The following is a 13,146-nucleotide window of genomic DNA, read 5'->3' on the forward strand; positions in this document are numbered from 1 at the left end:
ACCGGGATGGACACGTGCCCGGAAGGAACCAGAGCCGTCCTGTCCCGGAACCCGAAGGCCGTTGCAGCCAGGGCTGCTGCTCCGGGGTGTCCGCGCGTCACACACCGGGACGCGCCCGACACGGTGTCGACCACGGCCGTACACGCGGAGTGCGCCGAGGGGAATCCGACCACCGCGTCCCGGCTGCTTCCGGCTCTGATGACGCAGGCGGACGGCGCCAGGTCGCTTCTGCTCGCGCTGTCCGACGCCGCTGCACCGGGCGCCAGGGAGGCTGTGCACCGGGCGATCGTTTCGTGGCGGGCGACTGCCCGCATCGACGCCGACCCCGACCAGCTCGGGGCAGCACTCCGCCCGCTCGGTGATGTGGACTTCGGCCCGGCCGAGGTGTGCGAGTGAATTCAGGAAGGGCGACCGGGTGAGCGTCCCGCCGCTGAGTGGCTGGAATGTCATCCGCTGTCGCGTGTCAACCGGAACCGTCAACACCAGATGTGCGGCAGGCATGCGACCAAGGAACGGAAGGGATTCGAACCGGAGTAGTGGGAACATGAAATCATCAGTGGGGGCCGGGGTCGCTATTTGGTCAGCCCGGAGACCTCGACCGTAATCCTGGTGTACGCCTTCACGCGACATCCGATGGACACCGAATGGCCTCCGGTGCTTCACGTTTACCGGAAGGCGGAGTGATATCGGGCGGCCCTGCCCGACGCCCACCGATGACGGGATCTGCACTACGAAGCCCCACCGTGCTCCATCCCGGTCCGTATCCGGCGGCATCGCGTCCGCGATGCCGAGCGGAACCGACTCCAGCCCGGTGGTCTCGGTGAAAGTTGAACGGAGTGCCGATCGGAAATGGTCGACGCGGCGGCCCCGCGGCCTGACACGAGGAAGACCTCTAAGGGAAACGCCCCCGGAATCCCGTCGAAAGCCGCAGGTGGAGATCGTCCATACCTCATGGCAGGTCCGGTGCTCATGGGTTTGGAAATACCGGCGATTCGGCCATGCGACATATCTCGTCCAGCCACTTATCGAAGTACCGATCACATCGGCTGCGGCTGCGGTACTGTGCAGTCGACCGCAAAACAAAAAGGGGAAAAGCATGTCTCGAATCGGAAGCACCTCCTCGCGCTTATGGACCGCCGCTGCGGCCCTGGCACTCACCGCGGGAACCGCCTTCCTGACCGCGAGTCCGGCGGCAGCCGACTCCAGCCAGTGCCCGTCCGGGTCCTTCTGTGTGTGGGAGCAGTCCAGCTACCGGGGCGACTTCAGGCACTACACCTCGTCGAACCCCAATGTGGGCGACTACATGAACGACCGCATGACCTCGTACTGGAACCGCACCGGTAAGACGGTCAGCGTCTACGAGCACTCCAACTACGTCGGGTGCATGTTCACGATCGCGCCGGGCAAGTCCGAAGCGGCCGTGGCCTCGCACTTCAACGACAAGATGACTTCCCTTCGCGTCGGCAGCGGCTGCTGACACCACCCGGAGGACGGCGGTGTTCACGGAACCGAAGCAGTGAGCGCCCCGTGAGCCCAACGCGCCCCCAGCCCGAACCGGGCTGGGGGCGTACTTTCCATGGAGTGGCGGGAGCGTCCGCCCCGCCGTCAGCTCCGCGACGTACGGCGAACAGCGGCCGGAGGAACTGCCGGAGAAGCGGCTGGGCAAGCCGCTCCGGCACGGCTCCGAAGTGGCGTCCCGGTTCGGACAGCCCGTTCCGGAGCTGCCCGCGCTCGACCCGGGGCCGGCGGTAGTCCAGGGCAATGCCCTGACGGGTGCGGCGGATCGCCGCGCTGGAGACCTGACCGGCCTGCCTGCTCGGCCCGGTGGTGGTGGCTGCCGTCTCGGCGTTGCTCCTGCTCCTGCTCAACCGGGATGCGGAGTCCCTTCACCGTACAGACCGGTGAAATCCCCATTCGGGGCGAAAGGGGCGTGATTTCAGGGCGCCAGGTGTCGCAGGCGGCTGGTGGCCTCGTGGAGGACGTCGTCCCTCTTGCAGAAGGCGAAGCGGACCTGGCTGCGGCCGGCTTGTGGGTCGTCGTAGAAGACGGAGTTGGGGACGGCGACGACGCCGCAGCGTTCGGGGAGGGCGCGGCAGAAGGCGTAGGCGTCCTTCTCGCCGAAGGGGGCGATGTCGGTGGTGATGAAGTACGTGCCCCGGGGTTGGTAGACCTCGAAGCCGGCCGCGCGCAGGCCGTCGCCGAGCAGGTCGCGCTTGCGCTGGTGGTCGGCGCGGAAGGCGTCGAAGTACGCGTCCGGCAGGGCGAGGGCCTCGGCGACGGCGTACTGGAAGGGGCCCGCGGAGACGTAGGTCAGGAACTGCTTGGCCGAGCGGACCGCGGTGACCAGTGCGGGCGTGCCCGTCACCCAGCCGACCTTCCAGCCGGTGAAGGAGAACGTCTTGCCCGCGCTGGAGATGGTCACCGTGCGCTCCCGCATGCCGGGGAAGGTGGCCAGGGGGATGTGTTCGGCGTCGTCGAAGACCAGGTGCTCGTAGACCTCGTCCGTGACCACCAGCAGGTCGCGCTCCACCGCCAGCGCGGCGATCGCGGACAGCTCCTCGCGGGTGAGGACGGTGCCGGTCGGGTTGTGCGGGGTGTTGACCAGCAGCAGGCGGGTGCGGTCGGTGACGGCGTCGCGCAGCTCGTCGAGGTCGAGGCGGAAACGGCCCTCGCGCGGGCGCAGGGTGACCGGCACGCGGGTGGCGCCCGCCATGGCGATGCAGGCCGCGTACGAGTCGTAGTACGGCTCCAGGGCGATCACCTCGTCGCCGGGTTCCAACAGCGCGAGCAGCGCGGCGGCGATCGCCTCGGTGGCGCCGGCGGTGACCAGGACCTCCGTGTCGGGGTCGTACGACAGGCCGTAGCGGCGCTGCTGGTGCGCGGCGATCGCGGTGCGCAGCTCGGGGACGCCGGGGCCGGGCGGGTACTGGTTGCCGCGGCCGTCCCGCAGCGCCCGCACCGCCGCCTCCCGGACCTCCTCGGGGCCGTCGGTGTCGGGGAAACCCTGACCGAGGTTGATGGAACCGGTCCGCAGTGCCAGGGCGGACATCTCCGCGAAGATCGTGGTCCCGAACTCGGCGAGCCGGCGGTTCAGGAGGGGGCGCGCGCTGGAGGTCATGCCGGTCATCCTGCGCCGAACCTCTGGAGTTCCTCAAGTCTGCTTTGGCTCGCGCGGGCAGCGGGCATCTCCCGTCCACACGCGTGAGCGAGGCACCCACGGGGGGCTGCTTCGGGGGATTCACGGGGGACGAAAGGACGGTGACGTCATGGTCATCGGCATCACCTTGGTTCTGCTCTTCGCGCTGGTCTTCGTGCTGTACAAGGCGTTCGCGGTGGCACCGGGACGCCCTTCCGGCCGCCGGGCGGGGGCGTCCGGGCGGCGGCGCGACAGCTGGTGGGCCGGGGATTCAGGGGGGAGTTCCGGCGGGGCAGGGGGGAGTCACGGCGGGGTGTCCTGCGGAAGTGACTCGTCCTCCGGCGGCTCGTCCTGCGGGGGCGGGTCGTCGTGCGGGGGCGGCGGCGGATGCGGTGGAGGCAGCTGACGGGGGGCGGCCCGCCTCCGTACGGGGGTGACGCGTCCGCGACGGTGGGGTCCGCGCCCAGGTGCGGGCCCCACCGTGCAGTGCGCCCGCGTACGCGCCCGCGTATGTGCCAGGTGTGCGCTGGGTTGAACAGGTGATCTGGAGAGCCCCCGAGGGGATGGAAAGCTCACGAAGTTGGGTAAAAACGCTGTGGCAGCACCACAGTTCGTGATTCCCTCTAAATCACCGACACAGCCCTCGGACTCCCCGCGGATCCCCTTTCCGGCCGGCCGGGGCTGACGGGCCGAACTCCCCGGCGTGACCGGGGTGCGGCGGTCCCTCCATCTCCCTCTCCTGCCCCTCCTTGTCCGCTTGCGGAGCCGATTCATGCTCACGACTCTGACCACCTCCTACACCGACACGCGCGCGGCCGACCTCGCCTGGGCCCTGGGGCGCGAGCCGCTCCCCGCGCTGGCCACGCTCGACCTCGAACTGACCGGGGCAAAGGTCCAGTTGAGGCTCCTCGGCGCGTCCCACCAGGTGCTGCTGGAAGAGGATCGGGGCATCTGTTCGGAGACGGTGGCCTGCCTTCCGGGCAGCAGTACGCCCCTTCCGCTGGGCGTCGCCAAACAGGTGGGCGACTGGGAGTACGAGTTCGCCGCCCGTGTGGAGATGCTCTCCCCCGGTTCCTTCGGGGGCCGCGCACAGGAGTTGCTCGCCCTGGTCTCCGACCATCCGCACGGTCTCGCCGGGGTGTTCCCCGGGAGTCCGCACGCGTTCACCGCGATGCTCGCCCAGCGCCACGAGAACCAGGTCCACTGGCGGACCTGGCACGCCTATCCCCAGGACGGCCAGTTGGTGATGACCCGGACGAGGGTGGGCGTACGGGTGAAGGCGGCCGTCTGAGGGGCATTGCGAGGGCTCCGTCAGCGTGAAACAAACACCACACGTGTGGGTGACGGTCCGCACCGGAGGCGTAACGTAACGTCGCAGGGGTGATCGAATCGCAGGCCCCCGGCCCCGTCCCGCCCCGCGCAACCCCGGGGCAGGCCGGGCGGCAACGGCGGCAGCCCCTCGGACAGCTCGCTGAAGCTGCCGGTGCGGCAGGGCACCGGCCGGTTCCTGGTCCTCGCCGGCGTGTTCGTCTGCGCCGCCTGCGGACTCGTGTACGAGCTCGAACTCGTGGCGCTCGCCTCGTACCTGATGGGCGACTCGGTGACCCAGGCGTCCGTCGTGCTGTCCGTCATGGTCTTCGCCATGGGGATCGGCTCGCTGGCCGCCAAGCGGCTGTGCCGGCACGCGGCGGCCGGTTTCGGCGCCGTCGAGGCCGCGCTCGCCCTGGTCGGCGGATGCAGCGCGATGGCCCTGTACGCCGTCTTCGCCTGGACCGGTTCCTGGGGCGGGCCGTGGGCCCACGGCCCGCACGTTCTGCTGGTCGCCTTCTCCCTCGCCGTCGGCCTGCTGATCGGGGCCGAGGTACCGCTGCTGATGGAGCTGATCCAGCGGATCCGCCGCCAGGACGCGGGCGGCGCGGTGGCCGACCTGTTCGCCGCGGACTACGTCGGCGCTCTCGTCGGCGGACTCGCCTTCCCCTTCCTCCTCCTGCCGTTCCTGGGCCAGTTGACGGGGACGCTGATCACCGGCGCGGTCAACACGGTGGTCGGCGGCGCGCTGGTGCTCGGCCTCTTCCGACAGGATCTGACCCGCCGTGCCCGCCGGCTGCTGCTGATCGCCAACCTCTGCGTGCTGGCCGTCCTCGCCTCGGCCGTTTTCCTCGTCGACCACTTCGAACGGGCCGCCCGCCACGCCATGTACGGCTCGGACGTCCGGGTCGCCCTGCAGACCGACGTGCAGGAAGTGGTGCTCACCGGCGGCCTCGACGGCCGGCCCCTGGACCTGTTCCTCGACGGCCGGCTGCGGACCGGCAGCCGGGACGAACTCCGCTACCACGAGGCGCTCACGTACCCCGCGATGACCGGTCCGCACACGCGCGTGCTCGTCCTCGGCGGCGGCGACGGACTGGCCGCCCGCGAGGTGCTGCGCCACCGCGACGTGCGGCGGGTCGACGTCGTCGCGCTCGACGCGGGCGTCGTGCGGCTGGCCCGCCGTGACCCGGCTCTGTCCGCGCTGAACGACCACGCCCTCGACGACCCGCGCGTACGCGTCAGCACCGCGGACGCCTTCGACTGGCTGCGCCGGGCGCCCCCGGCGGCGTACGACGTGGTGGTCTGCGACCTGCCGCGCCCGGAGGCCACCGAGAGCACCAAGCTGTACTCGCAGGAGTTCTACGGCCTGGCCCGGCGCGTCCTGGCGCCCGACGGGCGGCTCGTGGTGCACGCCGGGCCGGTGGTGTCCCGGCCCCGGACGTTCTGGACGGTGGAGTCGACGGTCCGCTCGGCCGGCTTCCGCACCAGCCCGTACAGCAGGGGCGACCGGGGCTTCGTCCTGGCCGCCCGCACCGTCCCCGAACTGCGCCTGGACCCGTCCGGCCCTCGTCCGCGCACCCTCACCGACCGCTCCCTCGCGGCCGGTGCGCGAGCCGCCGCACGCACCCGTGTCCCCGGCCTGCCGCCGTCGACGCTGCTGCACCCCAGGTACGCCCGCTGAGCCGGCTCGCCCCGGACGTACCGCTGTACCGCTCTTTCGCGCCGACGGGGATACAGCCCGGCGTCGCCATGGGTAGGCTCCGCAGTCATGGAGCACGAGGTGTTCGTTCCGGTTCCGGTGGAGCGGCTCAGGGAGGCGCTGGACGACCCCGCGCGGGTCGCCCGCGCCGTGCCGGGGCTCCAGCACGACGCCGGTGCGGATCCGGTCGCCGGCCGGCTGAAGCTCCGCGTCGGCAGCCACTCCATCACCTACCGGGGCTCCGTACGGGTGTCCCGGCGCGAGGACGGTTCCTACGCCGTCGAGGGCGACGCCGTCGAGACGCGCGGCACCGGCGCGGTGAAACTGGCGCTGCGGCTGCGCCCGCTGGCCACGGAGGGCGGCGCCACGCTCACCGTCGACGGCACGGCGACGGCCGACGGCCGGGTCACGGAGCTTCCGGCGGACGCGGTGGCGTCGGCGGTGGCCCGCCTGCTGAACCGTTTCGTGGAGAACCTGGGAACGGCGGCGGGGGAGCCCTTCGCACCCGAGTCGCCCGCGGACGTGCCCCCGGCCCCCGCACCGGCCCCCGCACCGGCCCCCGTCTCCGACACGGAGGGCCCCCTGCCGTCCCTCGACCCCGAGATCCAGGACGAGGCCGGGGACGACGCGGGTGATGCGGGTGATGTGGACGACACAGATCTCACGGACGTGACAGACGACGTGGACGAGGTCGACGGTGTTGACGAGATCGACGACATCGACGGCGCCGACGACACCGTCGCCGAGGCGGCGCACGCGCGGCGCACGATGATCGGCCGCAGCGCCGAGGAAGTGGACCACGCCCCGCCCCGGGGCCGTTACGCCCCCGTCCCCGCCCCGCAGACCGTCTCCACGGCGGCCCCCCTGCGCTGGGCCGCCCCGGCGGCCGCCCTGGCGGTGGCCTCGGCGATCGTCGCCGTACGGGCACTGCGCAGACGCCGCTGACCCCGCCCCGGGGCGCGCGGGCCCGGCCCGAACCTCGGGAGGCCCTCTTGATCACCCCAGTAGGGTCGTCCCGTGAGCAACAAGGACATCACTCTGACCGCGGGCGACGCGGAGGTCACCGTGCGGCCGGAAAACGGCGGGCGGGTCTCGGGACTGCGGGTCGGGGGCGTCGAGCTGCTGCGCCAGGGCGACCGCTACGGGTGCTTCCCGATGGTTCCCTGGTGCGGGCGGATCCGGGACGGCCGGTTCCGGAACGGCGCCACCGTCCACCAGATGCCGCTGAGCGCCCCGCCGAACGCCATCCACGGCACCGCCCGTGACACCGCCTGGCGTACCGCCCGCGCGAGCGAGAACGAGGCCGTGATCACGTACGACCTCGGGGAGCCGTGGCCGTACTCCGGGCGGGTGACGCAGGTGATCACGCTCGGCGCGGACTCCCTGACCCTGGCCATGGCCGTCGAGACGTACGAGTCCTCCTTCCCGGCGCAGATCGGCTGGCACCCCTGGTTCAACCGCGCCCTCGACGGCACGGACGCGGCGGACGCAGCGGGCGTACGCATCGACTTCACCCCCGCCTGGCAGGAGGAGCGCGGCGACGACCACCTGCCCACCGGCAACCGGATCGACCCGGAGCCCGGCCCCTGGGACGACTGCTTCGGCATGCCGGACGGCGCCGACGTCACCCTCACCTGGCCGGGGCGGCTGGAGCTGAAGGTGACCAGCCGCGAGGAGTGGGTGGTGGTCTACGACGAGCAGCGCGAGGCCGTCTGCGTGGAACCGCAGACCGGCCCGCCCGACGGGCTGAACACCCACCCGCGCCTGGTCACCCCACTGGAGCCGCTGGAGGCCACGACCACCTGGACCTGGCGCAGGCTCTGAGGCCGTCTACCCTGGCTGGCATGAGCGAGGTACGTAGCGCACTGCTGCAGCAGATCAAGGACAAGGCCGTGGTGCACGGCAAGGTGACCCTCTCCTCGGGTCTCGAGGCCGACTACTACGTCGATCTGCGCCGCGTCACCCTGGACGGCGAGGCCGCCCCGCTGGTCGGCCAGGTGCTGCTGGACCTCACCGACGGGCTGGAGTTCGACGCGGTCGGCGGGCTGACCATGGGCGCCGACCCGGTGGCCGCCGCCATGCTGCACGCCGCCGCCGCGCGCGGCCGGAGGCTGGACGCCTTCGTGGTCCGCAAGGCGGCCAAGGCGCACGGCCTGCAGCGGCGCGTGGAGGGCCCGGACATCAGGGGCCGCCGGGTCCTGGTCGTCGAGGACACCTCCACCACCGGCGGCTCCCCGCTCACCGCCGTCGAGGCCGTGCGTGAGGCCGGCGCCGAGGTCGTGGCCGTCGCGACCATCGTCGACCGGGCGACCGGCGCCGCCGAGAAGATCCAGGAGGGCGCCGGGGTGCCGTACCTGTTCGCCTTCGGCAAGGACCAGCTCGGCCTGGACTGAGGTCGCGACCGACGTCTCGACCGACCGGCCGGTTCTCCGCCCGACATCATCCGACATAACGACTTGACCTGCGCCGTCGGCCAGCCGGGCAAGTCTGGGAGGATGGGGCCGACAACGACGTCGCATCCAAGGTTCCAGGTCAGGGCCGACAGCACCCAGTACGCCACACCGCACGCATAAGGAGCGGACAGATGCCCATCGCAACTCCCGAGGTCTACAACGAGATGCTGGACCGGGCGAAGGCAGGAAAGTTCGCCTACCCGGCCATCAACGTCACCTCGTCCCAGACCCTGCACGCGGCACTGCGCGGCTTCGCCGAGGCGGAGAGCGACGGCATCGTCCAGATCTCCACGGGCGGCGCCGAGTTCCTGGGCGGCCAGCACAAGAAGGAGATGGTGACCGGCGCGGTCGCCCTGGCCGAGTTCGCGCACATCGTCGCCGAGAAGTACGACGTCAACATCGCCCTGCACACGGACCACTGCCCGAAGGACAAGCTCGACGGGTACGTCCGTCCGCTGCTCGCCGTCTCGGAGGAGCGGGTCAAGGCCGGCCGCAACCCGCTGTTCCAGTCGCACATGTGGGACGGCTCCGCCGAGACGCTCGCCGACAACCTGAGCATCGCCCAGGAGCTGCTGGAGCGCGCCCGCGCCGCGAAGATCATCCTTGAGGTCGAGATCACCCCGACCGGCGGCGAGGAGGACGGCGTCTCGCACGAGATCAACGACTCCCTCTACACCACGGTCGACGACGCGATCCGTACGGCGGAGGCGCTCGGTCTCGGTGAGAAGGGCCGCTACCTGCTGGCCGCGTCCTTCGGCAACGTGCACGGTGTGTACAAGCCGGGCAACGTGGTCCTCCGTCCCGAGCTGCTGAAGGAGCTCAACGAGGGCACCGCCGCCAAGTACGGCAAGCCGGCCGGCTCGCAGCCGTTCGACTTCGTCTTCCACGGCGGCTCGGGCTCCAGCGAGCAGGAGATCCTGACCGCGCTGGAGAACGGCGTGGTCAAGATGAACATCGACACGGACACGCAGTACGCCTTCACGCGTCCGGTCGTCGACCACATGTTCAAGAACTACGACGGTGTCCTGAAGGTCGACGGCGAGGTCGGCTCCAAGAAGACCTACGACCCGCGCACCTGGGGCAAGCTGGCCGAGGCGTCGATGTCCGCCCGCATCGTCGAGGCCTGCCGGAACCTGCGCTCCACGGGCACCCGGATCAAGTAATCCGCTCGTACGCGTCGAGCCCGGCACCTGCTCAGGTGCCGGGCTCTTCCGTATGCTCCCCGTATGCCCGATGTCCGGTTGGCCTCCCCGCAGGGCAAGTGGATTCTGCTCACCACGGTGCTCGGTTCCAGCATGGCCCTGCTGGACTCCACCGTCGTCAACGTCGCCCTTCCGCGCATCGGCCGCGATCTCGACGCGAGCCTCGCCGCCCTGCAGTGGACGGTCAACGCGTACATGGTCACGCTGGCCGGGCTGATCCTGCTGGGCGGTGCGCTGGGGGACCGGTTCGGCCGCCGGAAGGTGTTCGTCGTCGGGGTGCTGTGGTTCGCGACGGCCTCCCTGCTGTGCGGTATCGCCCCGAACGCCGGTGTGCTGATCGCCGCCCGCGCACTGCAGGGCGTCGGCGGCGCGCTGCTCACGCCCGGCTCGCTCGCCCTGATCCAGGCGTCCTTCCATCCCGACGACCGGGGCCGGGCGGTGGGCCTGTGGTCCGGCTTCGGCGGGATCGGCGCGGCGGTCGGCCCGTTCCTCGGCGGCTGGCTGGTGGACGGGCCGGGCTGGCGCTGGGTGTTCCTGATCAACGTGCCGCTGGCCGTGGTGTGCGCCCCGATCGCCGTACGCCACGTACCGGAGTCGGACGGCGGGGCACAGGCCGCCGGCCGCTTCGACGTGCTCGGCGCGGTCCTCGGCGCGCTCGCCCTCGCCCTGGTGACGTACGCGCTGATCGAGGCCGGTGGGGGCTCCCCGGTGGTCGCGGTCGCCGCCGTCGCCGGACTGGCCGCCGCCGTCGCCTTCGTGCTCGTCGAGAAACACCGCGAACACCCGATGATGCCGCTGGACGTCTTCGCCTCCCGCCAGTTCACGGCGGTCAACGGCGTCACGCTGTGCGTGTACGCGGCCTTCGGCGGCTTCTTCTTCCTCGCCGCGCTCCAGCTCCAGGTCGCCGTCGGCTGGTCCGCGCTCGCCGCCGGTACGGCCCTGCTGCCCACGACCGCGATGATGCTGCTGCTCTCCGCCCGCTCCGGCGAACTCGGCGAGCGCATCGGGCCGCGCATCCCGCTCACCGTCGGACCGCTGCTGTGTGCCGCCGGGATGCTGCTGATGACGCGGGTGGGGCCGGGCGCCTCGTATCTCACCGATGTGCTGCCGGCGCTGCTGGTGCTGGGCCTCGGCATGGTCACCCTGGTGGCGCCGCTGACCGCGACCGTCCTCGCCGCCGTGGACACCGCGCGGGCGGGCCTGGCCAGCGGCATCAACAACGCGGCGGCCCGCGCGGCCGGCCTGGTGGCGGTGGCCGCGCTGCCGCTGCTGGTCGGGATGGGGCCGGAGGCGTACCGGGAGCCGGATGCCTTCAACGACGCGTTCCGGCGGGCGATGGTGCTGTGCGCCGGGGTCCTGGTGGTCGGCTCGGCCCTCGCCTTCGCGACCGTACGGCGTCCCGCGCCGGGCTGCCGGCGCCCGGAATGCCGCACTCACGGCAGCGTGACCGTGCCCCCGCTGGAAGCCGAGACCGAACTCGAGCCCGAGCTGGGGCGGAAAGGTGGTGTTTCACGTGAAACACCACCGCCGCCCGGGCCCCGGGAGTCCGGAGCCTAAGCCCGCTTCAGCTCCTCGTAGGCCTCGGCGCTGCTGTCCTGGAGGAACTGGCGGCACCGCTCCGCCTCGTCCTTCTCGTCGATCGACTCGGCGGCGCGGGCGAGGGCGGCGAGGCAGCGCAGGAAGCCGCGGTTGGCGCGGTGGCTCCACGGGATCGGGCCGTGGCCCTTCCAGCCGGACCGGCGCAGCGCGTCGAGACCCCGGTGGTAACCCGTCCGGGCGTACGCGTACGACTCCACCACTCGCCCCGCCTCGAAGGCGTCGTCGGCGAGCATGGCCCAGGCCAGCGAGAACGTGGGGAACTTCGCCACCACCTCGGCCGGCGGCAGGGAGTCCTCGGCGAGCAGGCGGTACGCCTCCTCGTTCTCCGGCAGATGTGTCGGGTCAGGGCCGCCGAGCAGGTTCTTCTGAGTGGTCATGCCGCCAGTCTGCCACCTATGGCGAGGCGTCCTTCCGGGGCCGTGCGGTGGAGCCGGAGGCGTCCCGTGCGGTGGAGAGCGGCGCGTCCGACGCGGTGGCGCCCGACGCGTCCACACCGGTGGGCGCGGGCGGGTCCAGGGTGACGGCGAAGAGGGCGGCGTCGTCCTGCAGACGCCCTCCGGTGTGCCGGAGGGCGGCGTCGAGGACGGTGCCGAGGACCGCGTCCGGATCGGGCGGGAGAGGCCGGGACAGCGCCGGAACGGGGTCGAAGAAGACCCCGTCCGCGTCGCGGGCTTCGTTGATGCCGTCGGTGTACAGCACCAGCGTGGCGCCGACGGGCAGGTCGAACCGGTCGACCGGGACCTCGTCGTCGGCGCTGAGAACGCCGAGGCCCAGCGGCAGCGCCGGTGTGGTCGGTTCCAGCGGGATCACCTTGCCGTCGTGGACCAGCAGGGGCGCCTCGTGGCCCCGGTTGGCGATGCGGAGCACGGAGTAGTCGTCAGGCAGCTCCGCGATGACGGCCGTGGCGAACGACTCGGCTCCTTCTCCACTCGCCTGTCTGATGCCTGCCTGCATCCGGCCCTCCAGCTGCCGGACGACGCCGGTCAGGTCCGGTCGGTGGTCGCTGGCCTCATGGAACGAGCCGAGCAGGGCGTTGACCGTACGGGCCGCCTCGATCCCCTTGCCGCGCACATCGGCGATGAGCATCCGGATGCCGTGGGGCGTCTCGTGGATCGCGAAGAGGTCACCGCCGATGTCGGCCTCCTTGTGGGCGACCTCGTACCGGGTGGCCACCGCCAGCCGTCCCACCCGGCCGGGCAGGTCCGGGAGCACCGCCCGCTGCAGCACCGCCGCCACCTCGCGGCTCGTTCTCAACTCCGCCCGGTCACGAGCCAGCAGCACGTTGAGGAACGCCGCGACGACGGTGAGAATGATCAGGCTGCTGAACGGGACGAGCTCGTCGACGGTCGGCTCTCTTCTCAGAAGCACGAGGCCGAGTCCCACGAGGTTCGCCGCCACGCCGGTGGCGATCGTCCCGCGCAGGGAAAGCAGCGGTGCGGCCACTACCGGGGCGGCCACGAGCAAGGGGAACGTGTTGAGGCTCCCCCGGGTGAAGAAGCTGAGGACGAGCGCGGCCACGATCATCGCGGCCGGCAGCCACCGCAGCCGACGCCGCCGCAGTTCCCCTTCCATCGGCTCCTTGTGACCGTCACGCATTCCGCGGCCCATGACCCGATCGTCTCAGGGAATCGGACCCCCGGCAGGCCCGACGGGGCTCACACCGGGCGGACCTTGCGGTTGTGGGGGACCATGAGCAGGATGCACCGTGGGGACCGGGGCCCCCGTGTCGGTAACGGCAGGGGCGGA

At 71.6% G+C, this 13,146-nt stretch carries 12 protein-coding genes; 9 read left to right on the plus strand and 3 right to left on the minus strand.

Translation table 11 applies throughout. The features are described 5' to 3' along the window. Window positions 1-123 precede the first annotated feature (123 nt). Together ACVW19_RS18115 and ACVW19_RS18120 are read left to right on the plus strand one after the other, a co-directional pair. Entirely contained in the window at window positions 124-396 is a 273-nt protein-coding gene (locus tag ACVW19_RS18115; protein ID WP_457460393.1) for a prevent-host-death family protein, read from the plus strand. 700 nt (window positions 397-1,096) lie between these two features. Beyond that, on the plus strand, window positions 1,097-1,477 hold the full coding sequence (locus tag ACVW19_RS18120) for a peptidase inhibitor family I36 protein (protein WP_457460394.1): 381 nt from the start codon (window positions 1,097-1,099) through the stop codon (window positions 1,475-1,477). A 459-nt stretch (window positions 1,478-1,936) separates the two neighbouring features. Here the strand turns inward: ACVW19_RS18120 and ACVW19_RS18125 are convergent, their stop codons facing one another. Beyond that, a complete protein-coding gene (locus tag ACVW19_RS18125; protein WP_457460395.1) occupies window positions 1,937-3,127 on the minus strand; it encodes a pyridoxal phosphate-dependent aminotransferase in 1,191 nt (396 codons plus the stop codon). Window positions 3,128-3,908: 781 nt separating this feature from the next. Between ACVW19_RS18125 and ACVW19_RS18130 the strand changes: the two genes are divergently transcribed. The 7 genes from ACVW19_RS18130 (at window position 3,909) to ACVW19_RS18160 (ending at window position 11,358) form a co-directional block, all read left to right on the plus strand. After that, the gene (locus tag ACVW19_RS18130) at window positions 3,909-4,427 is read left to right on the plus strand and encodes a DUF2617 family protein (protein WP_457460396.1); all 519 of its coding nucleotides are present in this window, start codon (window positions 3,909-3,911) and stop codon (window positions 4,425-4,427) included. Between the two features lie 180 nt (window positions 4,428-4,607). After that, window positions 4,608-6,128 carry a polyamine aminopropyltransferase gene (locus ACVW19_RS18135; protein ID WP_457464656.1) on the plus strand — a complete coding sequence of 507 codons (1,521 nt, stop codon included), beginning with the start codon at window positions 4,608-4,610 and terminating at the stop codon, window positions 6,126-6,128. An 87-nt stretch (window positions 6,129-6,215) separates the two neighbouring features. Next, window positions 6,216-7,091 (plus strand): SRPBCC domain-containing protein, encoded by an 876-nt coding sequence (locus ACVW19_RS18140; protein ID WP_457460397.1) that lies wholly within the window; start codon window positions 6,216-6,218, stop codon window positions 7,089-7,091. Window positions 7,092-7,163: 72 nt separating this feature from the next. After that, window positions 7,164-7,970, plus strand: a complete 807-nt coding sequence (locus ACVW19_RS18145) for an aldose epimerase family protein (protein WP_457460398.1) — start codon at window positions 7,164-7,166, stop codon at window positions 7,968-7,970. 20 nt (window positions 7,971-7,990) lie between these two features. Next, window positions 7,991-8,539, plus strand: a complete 549-nt coding sequence (gene pyrE / locus ACVW19_RS18150) for an orotate phosphoribosyltransferase (RefSeq protein WP_384206954.1) — start codon at window positions 7,991-7,993, stop codon at window positions 8,537-8,539. Window positions 8,540-8,730: 191 nt separating this feature from the next. Continuing rightward, window positions 8,731-9,762 (plus strand): class II fructose-bisphosphate aldolase, encoded by a 1,032-nt coding sequence (gene fbaA, locus ACVW19_RS18155; protein ID WP_361454707.1) that lies wholly within the window; start codon window positions 8,731-8,733, stop codon window positions 9,760-9,762. Window positions 9,763-9,825: 63 nt separating this feature from the next. After that, window positions 9,826-11,358: an MFS transporter gene (locus ACVW19_RS18160; protein WP_457460399.1), complete on the plus strand. Its 1,533-nt coding sequence runs from the start codon at window positions 9,826-9,828 to the stop codon at window positions 11,356-11,358. Here the strand turns inward: ACVW19_RS18160 and ACVW19_RS18165 are convergent. Together ACVW19_RS18165 and ACVW19_RS18170 are read right to left on the minus strand one after the other, a co-directional pair. After that, a complete protein-coding gene (locus ACVW19_RS18165; RefSeq protein WP_457460400.1) occupies window positions 11,355-11,777 on the minus strand; it encodes a DUF3151 domain-containing protein in 423 nt (140 codons plus the stop codon). The two genes, ACVW19_RS18160 and ACVW19_RS18165, sit on opposite strands and share 4 nt — an antisense overlap. A 16-nt stretch (window positions 11,778-11,793) precedes the next feature. Then, entirely contained in the window at window positions 11,794-13,008 is a 1,215-nt protein-coding gene (locus ACVW19_RS18170) for a PP2C family protein-serine/threonine phosphatase (RefSeq protein WP_457460401.1), read from the minus strand. Window positions 13,009-13,146: the final 138 nt, after the last annotated feature.

The organism is Streptomyces sp. TE5632, assembly GCF_054061295.1.